This is a genomic window from Pannonibacter sp. Q-1, assembly GCF_054073275.1.
This window is the reverse complement of the sequence record NZ_JBSXNB010000002.1, coordinates 18,710-35,484: the sequence shown is the minus strand read 5'-3', so window position 1 is coordinate 35,484 and position 16,775 is coordinate 18,710. Positions and strand designations below refer to the sequence as shown.

15 protein-coding genes and 1 riboswitch are annotated in these 16,775 nt (G+C 62.8%); of the genes, 8 read left to right on the top strand and 7 right to left on the bottom strand.

The window, feature by feature from the left end:
• Positions 1-27 precede the first annotated feature (27 nt).
• The 4 genes from ACVNHC_RS04130 to ACVNHC_RS04115 all read right to left on the bottom strand — a co-directional run bounded on the left by ACVNHC_RS04130 (position 28) and on the right by ACVNHC_RS04115 (position 5,608).
• Positions 28-1,557 carry a Ppx/GppA phosphatase family protein gene (locus ACVNHC_RS04130; protein WP_050471474.1) on the bottom strand — a complete coding sequence of 510 codons (1,530 nt, stop codon included), beginning with the start codon at positions 1,555-1,557 and terminating at the stop codon, positions 28-30.
• Positions 1,550-3,682, bottom strand: coding sequence for an RNA degradosome polyphosphate kinase (locus tag ACVNHC_RS04125; RefSeq protein WP_050471849.1), 2,133 nt, complete (start codon positions 3,680-3,682; stop codon positions 1,550-1,552). The genes ACVNHC_RS04130 and ACVNHC_RS04125 overlap by 8 nt, the downstream gene beginning before the upstream one ends.
• Before the next feature lie 133 nt (positions 3,683-3,815).
• Complete coding sequence (locus ACVNHC_RS04120) at positions 3,816-4,496, bottom strand: hypothetical protein (protein WP_457166511.1); 681 nt, start codon at positions 4,494-4,496, stop codon at positions 3,816-3,818.
• A 20-nt stretch (positions 4,497-4,516) separates the two neighbouring features.
• Positions 4,517-5,608, bottom strand: coding sequence for an AI-2E family transporter (locus ACVNHC_RS04115; protein ID WP_050471472.1), 1,092 nt, complete (start codon positions 5,606-5,608; stop codon positions 4,517-4,519).
• 231 nt (positions 5,609-5,839) lie between these two features.
• Between ACVNHC_RS04115 and purM the strand changes: the two genes are divergently transcribed.
• Positions 5,840-6,928, top strand: coding sequence for a phosphoribosylformylglycinamidine cyclo-ligase (gene purM, locus ACVNHC_RS04110; RefSeq protein WP_457166510.1), 1,089 nt, complete (start codon positions 5,840-5,842; stop codon positions 6,926-6,928).
• The gene (purN, locus tag ACVNHC_RS04105) at positions 6,925-7,587 is read left to right on the top strand and encodes a phosphoribosylglycinamide formyltransferase (protein WP_457166509.1); all 663 of its coding nucleotides are present in this window, start codon (positions 6,925-6,927) and stop codon (positions 7,585-7,587) included. Before purM ends, purN begins: the two co-directional genes overlap by 4 nt.
• Before the next feature lie 9 nt (positions 7,588-7,596).
• Here purN and ACVNHC_RS04100 read toward each other — a convergent pair whose 3' ends face one another.
• The gene (locus ACVNHC_RS04100; protein ID WP_457166508.1) at positions 7,597-9,021 is read right to left on the bottom strand and encodes an amidase; all 1,425 of its coding nucleotides are present in this window, start codon (positions 9,019-9,021) and stop codon (positions 7,597-7,599) included.
• A gap of 86 nt (positions 9,022-9,107) precedes the next feature.
• On the opposite strand from ACVNHC_RS04100, the gene ACVNHC_RS04095 reads away from it, so the two are divergent.
• The 3 genes from ACVNHC_RS04095 to ACVNHC_RS04085 are packed head-to-tail and all read left to right on the top strand — an operon-like array spanning position 9,108 to position 10,463.
• On the top strand, positions 9,108-9,740 hold the full coding sequence (locus ACVNHC_RS04095) for an NHLP leader peptide family RiPP precursor (protein ID WP_457166507.1): 633 nt from the start codon (positions 9,108-9,110) through the stop codon (positions 9,738-9,740).
• 34 nt (positions 9,741-9,774) lie between these two features.
• A complete protein-coding gene (locus ACVNHC_RS04090; RefSeq protein ID WP_457166506.1) occupies positions 9,775-10,107 on the top strand; it encodes an NHLP leader peptide family natural product precursor in 333 nt (110 codons plus the stop codon).
• A 14-nt stretch (positions 10,108-10,121) separates the two neighbouring features.
• Positions 10,122-10,463 carry an NHLP leader peptide family natural product precursor gene (locus ACVNHC_RS04085; protein ID WP_457166505.1) on the top strand — a complete coding sequence of 114 codons (342 nt, stop codon included), beginning with the start codon at positions 10,122-10,124 and terminating at the stop codon, positions 10,461-10,463.
• A gap of 56 nt (positions 10,464-10,519) precedes the next feature.
• Here ACVNHC_RS04085 and ACVNHC_RS04080 read toward each other — a convergent pair whose 3' ends face one another.
• Positions 10,520-11,200: an energy-coupling factor ABC transporter permease gene (locus ACVNHC_RS04080; protein ID WP_122520120.1), complete on the bottom strand. Its 681-nt coding sequence runs from the start codon at positions 11,198-11,200 to the stop codon at positions 10,520-10,522.
• 48 nt (positions 11,201-11,248) lie between these two features.
• A riboswitch (cobalamin riboswitch) is annotated at positions 11,249-11,468 on the bottom strand.
• A gap of 271 nt (positions 11,469-11,739) precedes the next feature.
• Between ACVNHC_RS04080 and ACVNHC_RS04075 the strand changes: the two genes are divergently transcribed.
• Complete coding sequence (locus ACVNHC_RS04075) at positions 11,740-12,900, top strand: hypothetical protein (RefSeq protein WP_457166504.1); 1,161 nt, start codon at positions 11,740-11,742, stop codon at positions 12,898-12,900.
• A gap of 139 nt (positions 12,901-13,039) precedes the next feature.
• Entirely contained in the window at positions 13,040-15,202 is a 2,163-nt protein-coding gene (locus ACVNHC_RS04070; protein WP_457166503.1) for a hypothetical protein, read from the top strand.
• 169 nt (positions 15,203-15,371) lie between these two features.
• On the opposite strand, the gene ACVNHC_RS04065 is transcribed toward ACVNHC_RS04070, so the two are convergent.
• Positions 15,372-15,758, bottom strand: a complete 387-nt coding sequence (locus tag ACVNHC_RS04065) for an Ig-like domain-containing protein (protein WP_457166502.1) — start codon at positions 15,756-15,758, stop codon at positions 15,372-15,374.
• A 158-nt stretch (positions 15,759-15,916) separates the two neighbouring features.
• Here ACVNHC_RS04065 and ACVNHC_RS04060 point away from each other — a divergent pair, with 158 nt between their 5' ends.
• Complete coding sequence (locus ACVNHC_RS04060) at positions 15,917-16,774, top strand: hypothetical protein (RefSeq protein WP_457166501.1); 858 nt, start codon at positions 15,917-15,919, stop codon at positions 16,772-16,774.
• Position 16,775 lies beyond the last annotated feature (1 nt).

The window sequence follows — 16,775 nt, the reverse complement described above, 5'->3', positions numbered from 1 at the left end:
CGATCCTGCCGCAGTCAGTTCAGTCACTCACGGCAGCGGCAGAACTTCACCCTTGGCGCCCACCAGCTTGGCGAATTGCACCATACGCTTGCGCAGGCGCTCGCCATCCAGCATCGCCAGTTCGCCGGGCAAGGTCAGCGTCAGGCTGTCCTCGTCGCGCTGGATCAGGGTCTTCAGCAGCGTGCCGGGCATGGAGGCGGAGATCAGCGATGCCACACGCAGCGCTGCACCCAGAATGCGCGCCCGCTCCTTCAGCCGGGTCGGGGCCAGCTCGCGCAGACGCGGCGACAGGGCGTCGTCAATCAGCCCCTGATGGCGGAAGAACACCGTCATCGCCAGATAGGCGCGGCCCGCATGGTCGATACCGGCAAAGGCTGCGTTGGAAATGATGTTGAGGCTCTGCTCGCCGCGATAATCGGGGTGCGCGCGCCAGCCGATATCGGACAGAAGACAGGCCGCATGGCGCAGGCGCAGCTCTTCCTCGGTTTCATCCACCCCGATCACCGGCATGAGCTGATCGGTCCATGTGATCAGTTCCTCCGCATATTGCGGCGAACGGGCGCGCAGATGCGCCAGCTCACGGGCCGATTCCAGCAGCGGATCCTGACGGCGGATGGCAGGCGGCAAATGCTCATAGAGCAGCCCCTCGCGCACACCGGTGGCCGACATGACCACCCGGTCGGCCTTCATCGCCCTGAGCACCCGTTCCATGACGATGGCGCCAAAGGGCAGGAGGGCGCGGCGCTGGCGGGAGATGACGTCGATGAAGTCCAGCGTGTTCACATCCCGGGTGGAGACCACCCGGCAGAACTCGATCGCCTCTTCGGCCGGAATGGCATAATTGTGCATCACATGCAGCGGATAGCCCGCCTGGAAGAGATGCAGCCGGGCCAGCGAGCGCCAGGTTCCGCCGACCGCATAGAACGTATGGCGCGCCGCGCGGGCAGGCCAGTTGGCTTTCGCCAGCGCATCATCCACGATCTTCTGGGCGCGCGGAATACGCCCGCCCGAGGCTTCCTGCAGGCGCAATCCGCCCAGCGGGAAGGTTTCCCCCTCGCCCGGGCCGCGGGCGCCGATGCTGACCAGCTCGAGGCTGCCGCCGCCCAGATCGCCGACGACGCCATGCGGCTTCCAGAAGCCGGCCATGATGCCCAGAGCCGAGTAATAGGCTTCTTCAGCGCCATTGAGAATGCGCACCGTCTGGCCGGTCACACGTTCCACTTCGGCAACGAAAGCCGCGCCATTGCTGGCATCACGAGCGGCTGCCGTTGCCAGCACATAGACCGCCTTTACGTCCAGGTGGCTGCACAGGAACCGGAACCGGCTCAGCGCCGCCAGGGCCGAAGCGGTCGATTCTTCGGCAAGTTCCCCGGTGGTGGCAATGCCGCGGCCAAGGCCTGCCAGCACCTTTTCGTTGAACAGGATCGTCGGGGAGCGCGCTTCCCGTTCATAGACGACAAGGCGGACCGAATTCGATCCGATGTCGATCACTGCGACCGGCCCGCTGCCATTGAAACGGCCGCGGGCCGGAGGATGCTTTTCGCTTGAATCAGCCACGCTTTGGCCGCTCCATGAAGGGTTTAGGTCTGTCAGCATTGAGCGATTTGCCACGGCCCGAGAGTGAAGGGTTTGTCATGAAATACCGGTGGGCGTTGAAAGGTTCCTCGCCCGGTCCCGGAATGATGCGCTCGTGGGTGCCATCGGCCAGAATGCGCCAGCTCTGCTGATTGTCACGCAGGTTGGCGACCATGATCTGGTCCAGCACCTGTTCATGCACCGTCGGCGTCAGCATGGGCGCAAGGATCTCCACGCGCCGGTCGATGTTGCGGGGCATCATGTCGGCCGAACCGATGTAGACATGCGCCTGCGGCGAAGGCAGGCCATGGCCATTGCCGAAGCAGAAGATGCGGCTGTGCTCCAGGAACCGCCCGACGATGGACTTGGCCCGGATATTCTCCGAAAGGCCCGGAATGCCGGGCCTGAGGCAGCAGATGCCGCGCACCACCAGATCGATCTGCACGCCTGCCTGACTTGCCCGGTAGAGCGCATCGATGATGCCGGCATCCACCAGCGAGTTCATCTTCATCCAGATCTGCGCCGGCCGCCCTGCCCGCGCATGTTCGATCTCGGCTTCCGTCAGCTCCATGATGCGCTTGCGCATGGTCACGGGCGAAACGGCGAGCCGCTTCAGTTCGGCGGGTTCCGCATAGCCGGTGATGTAGTTGAAGACGCGCGCCGCATCCTGACCGATTTCCGGATCGTCGGTGAAATAGGACAGGTCCGTGTAGATGCGTGCCGTGATCGGGTGATAGTTGCCCGTGCCGATGTGCACATAGGTCTTCAGCTCGCCATTCTCGCGGCGGACCACCATGGAAAGCTTGGCGTGGGTCTTCAGCTCGATGAAGCCGAACACCACCTGCACGCCCGCCCGCTCCAGATCGCGGGCCCAGCGGATGTTGGCTTCCTCGTCGAACCGTGCCTTCAGCTCCACCAGCGCCGTGACCGACTTTCCGGCCTCGGCAGCTTCCGCCAGAGCCTTGACGATGGGCGAGTCCTTCGAGGTGCGATAGAGCGTCTGCTTGATGGCCACCACATCCGGGTCCTGCGCCGCCTGGCGCAGATACTGCACCACCACATCGAAGGATTCGTATGGGTGGTGAACGATGATGTCCTTCTGCACGATGGAGGCAAGGCAATCACCGCCATGCTCGCGGATGCGCTCGGGGAAGCGTGGCGTATAGGGCGTGAACTTCAGGTCGTCCCGGTCCATGGCGACCAGCTGGGACAGGTTGTCCAGCGCCAGCAGGCCATCCACCAGGAAAATCTCGTTATCCGTCACGCCAAGCGCATTGGCGACGAAGGCCCTGAGCGAGGCCGGGGCATTGGCATCGATCTCCAGCCGGATCACCGAGCCGCGGCGGCGGCGCTTGAGGGCGGATTCGAACAGGCGGACCAGATCCTCCGCCTCTTCCTCAATTTCAAGATCGCTGTCACGGATGACACGGAAGGTGCCCTTGCCGCGAATCTCGTAGCCGGGGAACAGGCGGCCAATGAAGAGCCCGATCACCTTCTCGATGGTGATGTAACGGACCTCACCCTCGCCCTGCCCCAGATCCGGCAGGCGGACGAAGCGGTCGATATGGGCCGGCAGGCGGATCAGCGCCGTCATGCCGCGTCCACCCTTCACCGGCACCAGCTCGAACACCAGCGAGAAGCCGAGATTGGGAATGAAGGGGAACGGATGCGCCGGATCGATCGCCAGCGGCGTCAGCACCGGGAAGATATGCGCAAGGAAATGGCCTTCCAGCCAGTCGCGTTCCGCCTCAGTGAGGTCTGTCGCCAGCAGAATGCGGATGCCGGCGCCGACCAGCTCCGAACGGATCTGCCGCCACAGGCGCTGCTGCTCGCTCTGCAGGCGCTGGCAGGCCGCGCCGATCTTCTCCAGCTGTTCGGCCGGTGTCAGGCCATCGTCGGAGCGCAGGCTCACATCGGCGCGCAGCTGCCCCCTGAGGCCTGCGACGCGCACCATGAAAAACTCATCGAGATTGTTCGCCGAGATCGACAGGAAGCGCAGGCGCTCCAGCAGCGGGTGATCCTTGTTGATGGATTCCTCAAGCACCCGGTGATTGAACTGCAGCCAGGAGAGTTCCCGGTTCATGAACCGGGCCGGCGACTGCATCATCTGCTCCACCGCCGCAGGATCAACACCATTCGGCGCTGTCCTGGCCTGAGGTACAGGCTGGGCGCCCTCCGCTTGCGGTGCTGCCGGTGTCTCTTCCCTGTCAACCAAAATGCTGCTCCCGTTTCAAATGACGTCAGGCCTTGCCGGACTGCCGCTCCAGCACCTTGCCCGCAAGGCTGCGGGTGATGCGGCTGCCGGCGGCCAGTGCTTCTGCGTCCAGCGCGGCCACCAGACGGCCCGCGACGCCCAGCGAGCGTTCCATGCGCACGACAAGATAGTCCACCACCCCTTGGTCAATGGCAACCTGCCGGTCGGCAAAGAGCTTCACAAGGACACAGCGCAAAAGCCCGTCATCCGGCTCCAGAATTTCCACAGGTGTCGCAGCCCTGAGGCGCGAGACCAGATCCGGCAGCGTCAGCGGCCAGCTCGACGGCCACGTGCGGCTGGTGATGAGAAGGCTTGCTCCCGCCTGCCGCGCCGCATTGATGAGGTGGAACAGCGCCGTCTCGTCAAAGCCCCGATGGGCATCTTCGACGGCAACAGCCCCGGCCGCCACCAGATCCGCCATCTTTTCAGAGGTGAGGTCACGGGCCTGGATCACCACCGCCCCCGATAGCGCCCGCCAGATTTCCACCAGATGCGTCTTGCCGCTGCCCACGGGCCCCGCCAGCACGGTGACGGGGGCCGGCCAGTCAGGCCAGGACTCGATCATCTCCAGCGCGGCATGATTGGCCTCGCCTTCCAGGAAGTCATCCCGGCTCAGGGCCTGCTCATGCGGCAGGATCAGGGGCAGCTGGCGCGGTGTGTCAGCCATGGTCTCTTGGGCTTTGAACTCTACTCGTCAGAAGCTCCGGACTGTTCCGGAACGCCCGTGCCCTTGTACAGGGCACTGGCTAGGTACTGCCTCAGCGCGAAACGCGCAAGCACGCCCACCATGGCAGCCGCCGGAACAGCCACAAGCATACCAACAAATCCAAAGAGATATCCAAAGGCAAACAGGGCAAACATCAGCCAGACCGGATGCAGGCCGACGCTGCTGCCCACAAGCTTCGGCTGCAGGATGTTGCCTTCCAGAAACTGCCCCACGGCAAACACGGCTGCCACCGCTGCAATCCAGTGCCAGTCGGGCCAGAACTGCACCAACGCGACCGACATGGAGGCGATGAACCCGAGCGCCGCGCCGACAAAGGGAATGAAACTGACAAGCCCCGCACCAATGCCGATCAGCAGGCCGAAATTCAGCCCCAGCATCACCAGCGACACGGCATAGAAGAGGCCCAGCAGCAGGCAGACGGACACCTGCCCGCGCACGAAGCCGGCGACGGCATTGTCCATCTCGCGCGCCAGTTCGCGGATGGTTTCCGCATGCTGGCGCGGCAGCCAGCTGTCGATGCGCTCGATCATGTTGTCCCAGTCGAGCAGCATGTAGAAGGCAACCACAGGCGTCACCACGAAGAGCGACAGGATCGACATCAGCGCCTGTCCGCCGCTCCAGACCGATTTCAGCACGCCGCCGATCCATGTTGCGGCCTTGCCCATGATGTCGCCAAGGGACGACTGCATGTCCTCGACCTTCAGGCCGCTGAACTTGGTGAGGCGGTCGCCCAGTTGCTCGGTCAGGAGGTCCTGCAGCGAGCGGACCAGCGAGGGAAGCCGGTCGACAAATCCCAGCATCTGGTTGCCCAGAACCGGCACGAGCAGCACCAGAACCACAATGAGAAGAATGACGAACAGCAGCAAAATCATCAGCGTGGCGGCAAGCCGGCTGAAGCCCCGGCGCTCGAACCAGTCTGCCACCGGATCCAGCAGATAGGCCAATGCCATGCCGGCCACGAAGGGCAGCAGAACCGCGCTGAAGACCATCATGAACAGGATGAAGGCCGCGAGAGACAGAAGCCAGAACTGGACCTGCCGGCGTAACGTCATGAAGCAACTCCGTTATGCACCGCAACACAGGGCATATGAGCGCGATAGGGGCAGTTTCGGGCCGCAAGGTCAAGCCGGAAGCTGCCCGCCTGCTCCCTTGGCCGCCGCCGTCCACGGCTCATGCGGGCGCAATCGGCGGTTTTTCGTGATGTGCACCTTCTCAGCCGTTGCAAGGCGGCCGAAAATCGGGCATTGCGCTGGCAAACCGCAACCGGCACGGAGACTTGACCCATGAGCGCGCAGGACAGCCAGGGGAAGAACGGCCTCACCTATTCCCAGTCAGGCGTTGATATTGACGCAGGCAACGCTCTGGTCAAGCGCATCGCGCCGCTGGTCAAGGCCACCGCCCGTTCCGGCGCGGACAGCGCCATCGGCGGCTTCGGCGGCATCTTCGACCTGAAGGCTGCAGGCTTCTCCGATCCGCTGCTGGTTGCCGCCAATGACGGCGTCGGCACCAAGCTGAAGGTCGCCATCGACACCGGCTGCCATGACACCGTGGGCATCGATCTTGTTGCCATGTGCGTCAACGATCTGGTCGTCCAGGGCGCCGAGCCGCTGTTCTTTCTCGACTATTACGCCACCGGGGCGCTGGATGTGGACACGGCAACCGCCGTCGTCGGCGGCATTGCCGAGGGCTGCAAGATCGCCGGTTGCGCGCTGATCGGCGGTGAAACGGCGGAAATGCCGGGCATGTATGGCAAGGGCGATTATGACCTTGCCGGCTTCGCGGTTGGCGCTGTCGAGCGCGATGGCCTGCTGCCTCGCCCTGATGTGCAGGAAGGCGACGTTCTGCTTGCCCTCGCCTCCTCCGGCGTCCATTCCAACGGCTATTCGCTGGTACGCAAGATCGTCGAAATTTCGGGCCTTACCTATGAGGATGCCGCCCCCTTCGCGGAAGGCCGTAAGCTGGGCGAAGCCCTGATGACGCCGACGCGCATCTATGTGAAGCCACTGCTGGCCGCCCTCAAGGCCACCTCCGGCATCAAGGCGCTGGCGCATATCACCGGCGGCGGCCTGCCCGAAAACCTGCCGCGCGTGCTGCCGAAAGGCATCAATGCGCGTATCGATCTGTCCGCCGTTTCCGTTCCCCCGGTCTTCGGCTGGCTTGCCAACACCGGCAACGTTGCCGAAAAGGAAATGCTGCGCACCTTCAATTGCGGCGCGGGCATGGTCGTGGCCGTTTCCGCTGACAGCGTGGAAGCCGTCAAGGCAGCCCTTGAAGCCGAAGGCGAGACCGTTGCCGTGATCGGCCGCATGGAAGCCGGTGCCGAAGGCGAAAGCGAAGTCATCTTCGACAATCACCTCAGCATTTTCGCATGACCGTCAGCCGCAAGCGCACCGCCGTTTTGATTTCGGGCCGGGGCAGCAACATGCTGTCGCTGATCGAGGCTGCGAAGGACCCTGCCTATCCGGCAGAGATCGTCCTTGTTGTCTCGAACCGGCCGGATGCGGGCGGCATTGCCCGGGCGGAAAGCTTTGGCATTCCGGCCAAGGTTCTCGATCACAAGACCTTTGGCCGCGACCGGGAATCCTTCGAGCGTGAGCTGGACGCCATGCTTGTGGCGGAGGGCATCGAACTGGTGGTGCTTGCGGGCTTCATGCGGCTGATGACGCCCTGGTTCGTGGAACGCTGGAACGGGCGGATGATCAACATCCACCCTGCCCTGCTGCCCTCCTTCAAGGGCCTGCACACCCATGAGCGCGCTCTGGAAGCGGGCGTGCGCCTGCATGGCGCGACCGTGCATTTCGTCTCGCCCGGCATGGACGAAGGCGCGATCATTGCGCAGGGCGCCGTGCCTGTGCTGTCCGGCGACACGCCCGAGGCGCTGGGCGCAAGGGTGCTGAGTGTCGAGCACCAGATCTATCCGCAGGCGCTGGCGCTGGTTGCCTCCGGTCAGGTGCAGCTGGAAGATGGCAAGGCCATCTGCCGCGCTGCGGCTGAGGATGCCGAAGGCCGCCTTACCGCGCCGCGCTGGTAATTGTAGTTCTCACAACTCCAGCCCGCCTGTCCCGATCCCCGCCGCTTCCTCATAGGCCAGCGCAAATTCCAGCGTCTGCCGGTCCGCCCTTGGCGGGCCGATGAGCTGCACACCGGCCGGCAGTCCGCCTGTCCCAAAACCGGCGGGAACGGCAGCCACGGGAAGGCCTGCCAGCGTCGGGCCGATGACCACTTCCATCCAGCGGTGATAGGTGTCCATCGTCCGCCCTCCGATCTCACTGGGCCAGGGCAGATTGACATCGAAGGGAAACACCTGCGCCGACGGCAGGATCAGGAAGTCGTAGGTCTCGAACATGCGCCGCATCGCGGCATGCCAGCTGGTGCGCACCACGGAAGCGGTGTGAATGTCTTCCGCGCTCTTGCCCAGGGCCAGCTCGAACTCGTAATGCATCTGCGCATTCAGTTTCGCCCGAGCCTCCGGCTTGTCGTAGAACCCGCGCAGGCCATTGGCGACGGAGAAGCTGCGCAAGGTGAGCCAGCACTCCCACAGCTTTGCAAAGTCGAACGGCGGCGTCACTTCCACCACCTCGCAACCCATCGCGGACAGCACATCCAGCGCCTTGCGGCAGACCTCCAGCACGCCCGGCTCAAACGGCAGATAGCCGCCCAGATCCCCCAGCCAGGCCACCTTTCGGCCCGTGAGATTGGCAGCTCCGCGCAAGGCAAGGTCTTCATCGGCAAGCGACAGCGGGTCAACCGGATCATATCCGGCCTGCGTTTCCAGCAGCCGCGCCATGTCGGCCACCGTGCGCCCCATGGGGCCGTTGACTCCAAGCTGGCTGAAGAACAGATCCGGGCTCTTGCCGTTCGGCACCCGGCCGAAGCTGGGGCGGAAGCCGTAGACATTGTTGAACCCGGCCGGATTGCGCAGCGAGCCCATCATGTCCGAGCCATCGGCCACCGGCAGCAGCCTTGCCGTCAGGGCCGCGGCCGCGCCGCCGCTGGAGCCCCCGGCACTGCGCGCCGGATCATGCGGATTGCGGGTTGCCCCATGGACCGGATTGCGGGTGTGGGAGCCGAGCCCGAATTCGGGCGTATTGGACTTGCCGATGAAGATGGCCCCTGCCGCCCGCACCCGCGCCACGTGAATGGAATCAGCCGGGGACACATAGCCGGGGAACAGGGGCGAGCCCCATGAGCACGGCAACCCCTTCATCTCCGCCAGATCCTTCACCGCCTGCGGCATCCCGTGCATCCAGCCGCGCGAATGCCCATCCGCCAGTTCCCGGTCGCACAGGCGCGCCTCTTCCAGCAATTCCCTTGCAGGGCGCAGATAGATGAGCGCGTTGATCAGCGGATTGATCCGCCCGATCCGCTCCAGATAGGCCTCCATCACGGAGACACAGGAAATCTGCCGTTGATGGATGGCAGCGGACAGCTGGACGGCGGAAAGCGTTGTAATGCCGGTCTGCATGATGGTTCGGCGACTCCTGATCCTTTGCGCGGCTTCGCGGGCGTTGCAATCGTCCTCCATTCCGGCGGCACTTGTCGAGGCCATGATTGCGGCAAAAATCCCGGCAAGCGAACTGTGGCAGGATTTGGAATTTTTCAGGTCCAATCACCATCAGCCGTGAGCCATGCAATAGAAAAGAAACATCAGAAAGCGGGCACGCACCGAGTAATGCGCGGCTCGATTTTCCGGAGTTGCTTTTCACCTCCCGGCGTCTCTGCGAAGCCCGCAGATCAACGGCAGAACAATACGATATTTCAAAGGTCAATGCTTGGATTTTGCGGCGGCGCTGGCCGCCACAAGCAGCAAGCAAAACGGAAAAGGCCATTCACATGATCAGTTCAACAGACCCGATGGCTCGCGTCCGCCAGCATGTCGAGGAAGCGCTGCTGGCGAAGGCCGGCGAAGATGCCGCCTTCCGCACCCTGCTGCTGAGCGATCCGCGCGCTGCCCTGAAGCAGCTGCTTGGCGTGGACCCGATCCCCTCGCTCAAGATCCGCGTCATCGAGGAACAGGCCGGCGAGGTCACCCTCGTTCTGCCCCGCAAGATCGCTCAGGACGAGCTGCCGGACGAGCTGCTTGATTATGCCTCTGGTGGAGGTTTCATGAGCCCCTTTTCGCCTCCAGATGCCGATTACATAGTCAAGGGAGATCCTATTTTCGCTGCGCTTTGCAAGAAATGAACAGAACGCCAATTTAACAACAGAGGCCAAATTCATGACGTCCATGACAGATGCCGTTGCCGGCGCCCGTGCCCACATCGAGGCTGCGCTCGTTGCCAGGGCAACTTCCGACACAGCCTTCCGCGAGCTGCTGAAGAGCAATCCGCATGCCGCCATCCGCGAGATGTTCGGCAATGATCCGATCCCGTCGATGAAGATCAGCGTCGTCGAGGAACAGGCCGGTGAGGTGCTTCTCGTGCTGCCGCGCTCCATCGCCGAAGACGAGCTGCCGGATGAACTGCTCGATTATGCCTCGGGCGGCAGCCTCGACAAATGCCTGCGGGATATCGGGTTCTTCAAACCGATCGAGGGCCGCGGCCTCTGGTAATCAAGGAGACGACCATGAGCGAGATCATCGCCTATCCGTTCGAGAAAGCCCGCGCCCTGCTGGAAGCCGAACTGCGCAGTAAGGCACAGTCTGACACGGCCTTCCGCGCTGCGCTTCTGAGCGATCCGCACGCAGCGCTCGTGGATCTGCTCGGCACGGATCCGGTGCCCAGCCTTGCGATCCGCGTTCTGGAAGAGGCCGCCGGAGAGATCGTGCTGGTTCTGCCGCGCCGCATCGAAGCTGATGAACTGCCGGACGAGCTGCTCGATTACGCCTCCGGCGGCGCCTACAAGGGCTGCAAGGGCGACGGCTGGACCCAGGACAAGCTGGGCCGCATCGGCATCGATCCTTTTTGATCAGATCATGTGCATGGAGGCCGGGAGTCCCCCGGCCTCTTTCTCATGCCAAAGGTTCAGCCCGCCACATGAAGCCTTGCGTTGAACAGCGGGCTGCGGCTCAGCTGCTTCAAGGCTTTTGCACCGGCCAGCACGCCAAGATCCACCAGCGGCTCCAGAATGATCACGGTCATGTAGGCCGCACCGAAGCTGGCCACATCCGCCAGGTTCTCCGCTGAGAAGCCATGGCCATAGATGGCCCAGAAGGCCACCCAGGCGACGATGCCGCCCTGATAGGCGGTGGAAAGCGCCAGCGCCTGCGAATATTTCAGGTCCACATAAGGCGTTGACGGCGCAATGATTCGCTTCGCCAGCAGGCTGATGCCAAAGAGCGGCACCAGCAGCGTGGTGACATTCATGCCGTATTGCGGCAGATCGAAGGGCGCAAAGAACAGTCCCTGGATCAGCAACCCGGCCGCAAGGCCGATGGCCGCCGCCCCTGCCCCGAACAGCAGCAGCAGGGTCGAGCCGAGAATCAGATGCACCTCCGACACGCCCACGGGGTGATGCGGCAGCACCTCGAAGAAGCAGAACACAAGCGCAGTCGTCATGATGCTGCGCAGGAGAAGCGGAATGGCGCCGCCATTGGTCCGCAGGTCGTCAACGGCGAGTTTTGCCGCAAGCCCGAAAGCCGCTGCCGCCGTGCCATAACTCAGGATGATCTTCGCGCCTTCAACGACGCCTTCTTCGATATGCATGCTCGTTCCTTTCTGCGCCCGCCGCGCATGGGACTGGGTGGGGCTTTGCGCCCGGTCATGTGATGGACAGGTATCCTGGCTCACGGTTCACTGCTTCGCCTGCCTTCCCAGCCTTTTGGGGCCAGTGGCATCGGGGCGTCGCTCGCCGTTTACAGTTGCGGGGGCAGCCGGGGAATCAGGCCTTGCCTCATGTGCAAGCCCTTCACCCCGTTCCCTGATTTTTGCCGCAGCAGACCTCGTCTGTGCAACCCATCAGCGGCACTCTAGCTCACGCGGAAACAATGCCAAAGCATTTGTGCAGGCGCGCAAGGCCTCCACACACCGGCAAAAAGTATGAGCCTGCCGCGGCAAAGCGCCGTGAAATCGCCCCCTTTGACAGATCATTTCACAAAGCCGTTATGCCGGAGTAGTTTAACCTGCCTTACGGACGGTCATGTTCCGGCCAAAGACCTGTGTGTGACGCAAGTCACGGACCCGGATGGCAAGGTTGGGACATGGTTCCGGCGGTTTAGATTTCAGTTCTCAATCTGGAGCTTCAAATGCGATCCTTTCTGATGCGCGGTGTCAGCGCTTCTGTCATGACCCTGGTGCTGGCCCACGGCGCACTGGCCTTCGAAGCGACCGGCAATGACATTGCCGACGCCTTCCTGACCCGTCTTGAAGCCGGGGAAGTGAAGGTTCTGTCGGTCAGCGGCGTCTCTGAGGATGGCAGCGAGGTCACCATTGAAGACGTCGCCCTCGAAGGCAAGACGCCGGATGACGGCTCGGGCTCCATCGGCATCATCACGCTGACCAACGGTGTGGTGCAGGCTGACGGCACCATGACCCTGGACGGCCTCGCCTTCGAGGAAGCCTATCTGGAAGACAAGACGGGCACGGCCGTTTCTGTGGCCTCTTTCGTTGCCAGCGAGGTGGTCCTGCCCCCGGCCGACGGCTCCAAGTCCTTCGAGGATGTGGCCGATTACAAGAGCATCGAGGCCGAAGGCATCGAGATTACGGAAGGCGACATCACCAAGGCGCGCCTGGAATCGGCCTATGCCGCCATCAACAGCCGCGAAGGCAACCTGCCGACCTCGGGCGAACTGACCCTTTCCGGCCTGACCATGGCCGTATCGGAAATGGATGCCTCCTCGGAAAAGCAGCTGACAGATCTGGGTTACGAGACCGTCAGCGCTGATCTGTCGACCGACTTCAAGTGGGATCCGGTGACCGGGGTTCTGGATCTGCAGAAGCTGGACATCACCGCCGCTGACATTGGCGGTGTTTCCCTCGCTGTCCAGATCGGCGGTTTCACCAAGGAAGTGGCCGAAAAGCTGTCTGCCGCCAAGGACAACAGCGAAGAAGCCATGGCCATTCTCCAGGGGCTGACGGTCAACTCCATGCGCCTGCGCTTCGACAACGGCTCCATCGTCGACCGTCTGCTGGACCAGCAGGCCAAGACCGCCGGTTCGGACCGCGCCGCAGTCGTAAGCCAGCTCAAGACCGGCCTGCCGATGATGCTTGCCCTACTCCAGAACCCGGAGTTCCAGGCCAAGGTGGCAACCGCCGCTGCCGAGTTCCTGGACAACCCGGTGTCGCTGCAGGCTGATGCAAAGCCGTCTGCACCGGTCTCCATCGCGCAGATCTTCGGAACGGCCGTCATGGCGCCGCAGGGCCTGCCGCAGATCCTCGGGATCGACGTAACGGCCAACAAGAAATAAGCGCCGTTTGACGGTCCCGCATCCGGCGATGGTTCCCCATCAACGGAACCATAGACCGGACGCCTGAATTCAGAACCAGCCAGCGCGGCGGTTTGACTGAACTGCCGCGCTTTGCATTTTCACAAAAGGAGGCCAAGCCTTGTTGCCGAACCCGATCTTCACCCGCTTCAGCGCCCGCACCGCCACGGTGGTGCTGGTCATGTCGCTGCCCTCGCACGCTTTTGCCAACCAGGCCAGCGTGCTGGTGGACCGCTGGATGGCGGATTTCACCAGCATGGGGGCTTCCGTTGCCAGCTATGAACGCGCCGAAGACGGTGCAACCGGGAATGACGTCACCATCCATGGCATCAAGATCGAGTTCGCCATTCCGCTGCCCGGCGGCGAGGACAAGGTGGACGTGAAGCTGGGCATTGACGCCGTTTCCTTCGAGGGCATGACCGAGACGGACAAGGGCTACGAGGCCGCCAGGATTTCCGTGCCGGGAACAGCCCAGGCAGACGTTGAAATCCCCGGCAAGTTCTTCGACACGTCCTCACACCGGCAGACCACGCTGGAGATCCCGGACCCGGAAGACGAGACTGCGGATGCACCGGCCGAAGGCGAAGCTGGCGAAAGCGCCGAGGCTCCCGAGGCCGCCGCACCGGAGGCAAAGCCTGCCGAACCGGTGAGGATCATCCTCAGCCAGACCGGCTATGTGGCCGAAGGCATGGCCTGGAGCCGCATCCCCGATGTGCCGGAAGATCCGCAGCGCCCGGTGACCCGTTACTTCGACATTGCCCGCACGCTGCTGGACGGCAAGGGTGACCGCTATCACATCGAGACGATGACACTGGAGATGACCGGCCCGGACGGCATGAACCAGAAGACCGTCTACGAAGACTATGCGATGACCGGGTACAAGGATTTCCGGATCGACGAGTATTCGGTCGGCAAGACGGTCCAGACCCAGGACTTCATGCCCCTGGAACCCGGCGGCCAGATGGCCCAGATGACCATGACGATCGGCAAGCAGGTGGTGAAGGACATCGACTTCATGCCGCTGCTGACCCTGATCGGCCAGGGCTCCGACCCGAGCCGCTTGACCATCATGGGCAGCCAGACCGTTGAAGAGATGACCGTCAACGTCGCCAGCGTCGACGTCAAGATCGACAGCCTCACCGCGGATCCCATGAGCATCACCAAGGCGGTAACCCTGCCCCTTTGGCCTTATCTTGACCAGCTGGTGCTGGATGAAGATGCCGTTGACAGCGACGAGGCCGGCAAGGCCGCCCTCGCCTCGCTGCAGTTCTTCAAGGCCGACGGCATGGCCGTCAATGGTGTCAGCTTCACCGCTCCGGACGTGAGCGGCGGTCTCGACAAGTTCGAGATGAAGGACATCAGCAGCAACGGCCTCGGCATTGTTGCCTTCGACGGCCTCAAGGTCGATGTGACGAAGCCGCAGGAAAAGGTCGAGATCAATCTTGGCCGCATCGCGGTGGGCGAGATCGACTTCCCGCTGATGGACTCCCTCGTGCGGATCTCCATTGCCAGCATGAGCGGCATGGAGCCCTCCGTGCAGGACATTCTCGATGCCCGCCCGATCATCGGTCTGGCCGAGGTTCTGGGCGTTTCGGTCAAGGCGGCCGCCATCGGCGATCAGGAGATCGCTCTGGACACCTACCGCCAGACCGAGAAGGGCCACATCAACCGCATCCCGACCGAGGCTGGCCTTGTCATCAAGGGCCTGCGCTTCCCGGCGGCGATTGTGCCCGACCCGCAGTTCCAGGACCTGGCCGCGCGCCTCAACATCACCGAAGTGGTCATCGACCAGAACTTCGAAATGAACTGGGATGAAGCAACAGGTGACCTGACGCTCAAGGACCTGAGCCTTGAGATGAAGGACGGCGGCAGGATCCACATGACCTTCACCATCGGCGGTATCCCGAAGGACATCTTCGAGAACCCGGAACTGGCGCAGCTGGCCCTGGCAACCGCCAGCATTAAGTCTGGCCGTATCGAAGCTGAAAATCTCGCTGTCCTGTCGGCCTTCATCGGCGTTCAGGCGGACGAGGCGGGCCTCACCCAGGAAGAGCTCGCCGCCGGCCTCGTCGACGCGATGGCGCAGGACATGGGTCCGCTCACCGGCACCCGCTTCGGCGAGGAACTGCTGGAGGCTGCCCGCACCTTTGCCGCCGACCCGAAGAACATCGTGATCGAAATGGCGCCGAAAGCACCGGTCCCGGTCACGCAGCTTCTGGGTGCAGGCGCCACCGCTCCGCAGACCCTTCCGGATCTGCTGGGCGCAAGCGCCACGGCCAAGTAACCCCCGTTCCCGGCGCGCCTCACGCACCGGGAACAGCACAGCTGACACAGCAAACAAGAACGCCGGGCAGATCCCTCTGCCCGGCGTTTCTGTTTTCCGGTCGCATATTGCCAATCCGGCAGCTCCGGATCAGCTCACGCCGCCATCACGTTGACAGGGTCAGTTCTCCTTACTTCACCATGACGGTGATACAGCCGGAGAGGCTCTTGCCCTTCACCTTGGGCGTCGTGTTCTTGGTGCAGAACTGATCTTCACCCTTGAAGTTGTGCGCAGGCGTATAGATCAACCCCTGCCCCTTCACCACCGACACCTTCCCGTTTTTCGGCTGCCGGGTGATGGTTACATCCGTGGCAGGTTCGCGTGTTTTCTTCGCCTCATCAATAAATCCGGGAAAGCTGATTTTACAAACCTTGTCGGCGGAAGTCATTTCGAAGCTTCCCTTGCCATTTCCCGTTCCCCACCCGCGGCCGTTTGAACCACTACATTCTGCGTGAGCAGAAGCGGTAACTGCCACAAGGGCGAATGCTGCGATTGAAAGTCTGATAACGGGGCTCATCAGATGATTTCCTTTTCAGTATGACTGACAGGAACCATTGGTTTATTCTAGCCCCACCCAAGTCAATTGAAAAACCTGATAGCAACGGTAAAAGCGGAAAATTTCCGGATGTTTAGATTTTGAATTCAAACACTTGAGCTATTTCTTGGAGGGCAGGAATGGGCGAAGGGGAAGCTGACAACGGGCCTGAAATCGACAGATGGCACCTCTTGCTGGATGAGCTGTGCAACCAGTCCGGTGATTATGACAATGCCCGTCTGGGTAGCGAGCTTTGCCGCCGCCTTGGCAAAAGAGAAGATACGCACTTCGAAACGGCCGTCAGGAACCTGCGCAACTGGCGCGCCGGCCGGCATATTCCCCGGCAGCGGAATTTCATGATTCTTTCCGAGTTGATGAATGTGCAGCGCAGCCCCGCCCTGCGCGCCCGGTGGAACGCTCTCTATGCCAAGGCGCGGGAGCTTGAGGACAAAACTGGCGGCAGCACCGGCAACGGCCCGGAAGACGAGCTTGAGAAGGACCAGGAGGCGTTCGAGGTTGGGCCGTTGCAGCCGGCCCCGCCTCCGGGCCTGGTACCGCCGGCCCTGGTGGCGGATATTTCTCTACGGCCAGCAAAACTGCGTGGAGCCGCTTTTGGTCTTCTGATGTTCCTGTGCGGAATCGGCGCCTCGGAGCTCTACAGGGCGGAACCATGGCTCTGGTTTCACTCCGGCCCGGTTTACCCTCTCATCGTGCTGCGCCCGCATGTGTCCATGGCCGTGGGCGAAAGCATCGTCATTCACGGCGAGCGCGGCGACTGTGGCAAGCTGCCACCAGACTGGGAGTATGTGCTGACCCGCTTGCCCGTCAGCCGCATCGGCGATTTCTCGGACGGCGGGATCGTCAGACGCAACAGCAATTTCTGCAAGGGCGAGACACCTGCACGCGCCGTCGTCTTCACGGCGCGCCGGACCGGCGTGGAGGAGTTCCTGGTGCTGGGCGACGTGATGCGGGTCACTGTCACGGACGCACCGCTTTGAC

What these genes read in the sequence shown, in the direction of transcription:
- ACVNHC_RS04125 (WP_050471849.1), bottom strand. Translation starts at nt 3,682, where the DNA reads ATGATGCAGTCGCCGGCCCGGTTCATGAACCGGGAACTCTCCTGGCTG.
- ACVNHC_RS04120 (WP_457166511.1), bottom strand. Translation starts at nt 4,496, where the DNA reads ATGGCTGACACACCGCGCCAGCTGCCCCTGATCCTGCCGCATGAGCAG.
- ACVNHC_RS04115 (WP_050471472.1), bottom strand. Translation starts at nt 5,608, where the DNA reads ATGACGTTACGCCGGCAGGTCCAGTTCTGGCTTCTGTCTCTCGCGGCC.
- purM (WP_457166510.1), top strand. Translation starts at nt 5,840, where the DNA reads ATGAGCGCGCAGGACAGCCAGGGGAAGAACGGCCTCACCTATTCCCAG.
- purN (WP_457166509.1), top strand. Translation starts at nt 6,925, where the DNA reads ATGACCGTCAGCCGCAAGCGCACCGCCGTTTTGATTTCGGGCCGGGGC.
- ACVNHC_RS04100 (WP_457166508.1), bottom strand. Translation starts at nt 9,021, where the DNA reads ATGCAGACCGGCATTACAACGCTTTCCGCCGTCCAGCTGTCCGCTGCC.
- ACVNHC_RS04090 (WP_457166506.1), top strand. Translation starts at nt 9,775, where the DNA reads ATGACGTCCATGACAGATGCCGTTGCCGGCGCCCGTGCCCACATCGAG.
- ACVNHC_RS04085 (WP_457166505.1), top strand. Translation starts at nt 10,122, where the DNA reads ATGAGCGAGATCATCGCCTATCCGTTCGAGAAAGCCCGCGCCCTGCTG.
- ACVNHC_RS04080 (WP_122520120.1), bottom strand. Translation starts at nt 11,200, where the DNA reads ATGCATATCGAAGAAGGCGTCGTTGAAGGCGCGAAGATCATCCTGAGT.
- ACVNHC_RS04075 (WP_457166504.1), top strand. Translation starts at nt 11,740, where the DNA reads ATGCGATCCTTTCTGATGCGCGGTGTCAGCGCTTCTGTCATGACCCTG.
- ACVNHC_RS04065 (WP_457166502.1), bottom strand. Translation starts at nt 15,758, where the DNA reads ATGAGCCCCGTTATCAGACTTTCAATCGCAGCATTCGCCCTTGTGGCA.
- ACVNHC_RS04060 (WP_457166501.1), top strand. Translation starts at nt 15,917, where the DNA reads ATGGGCGAAGGGGAAGCTGACAACGGGCCTGAAATCGACAGATGGCAC.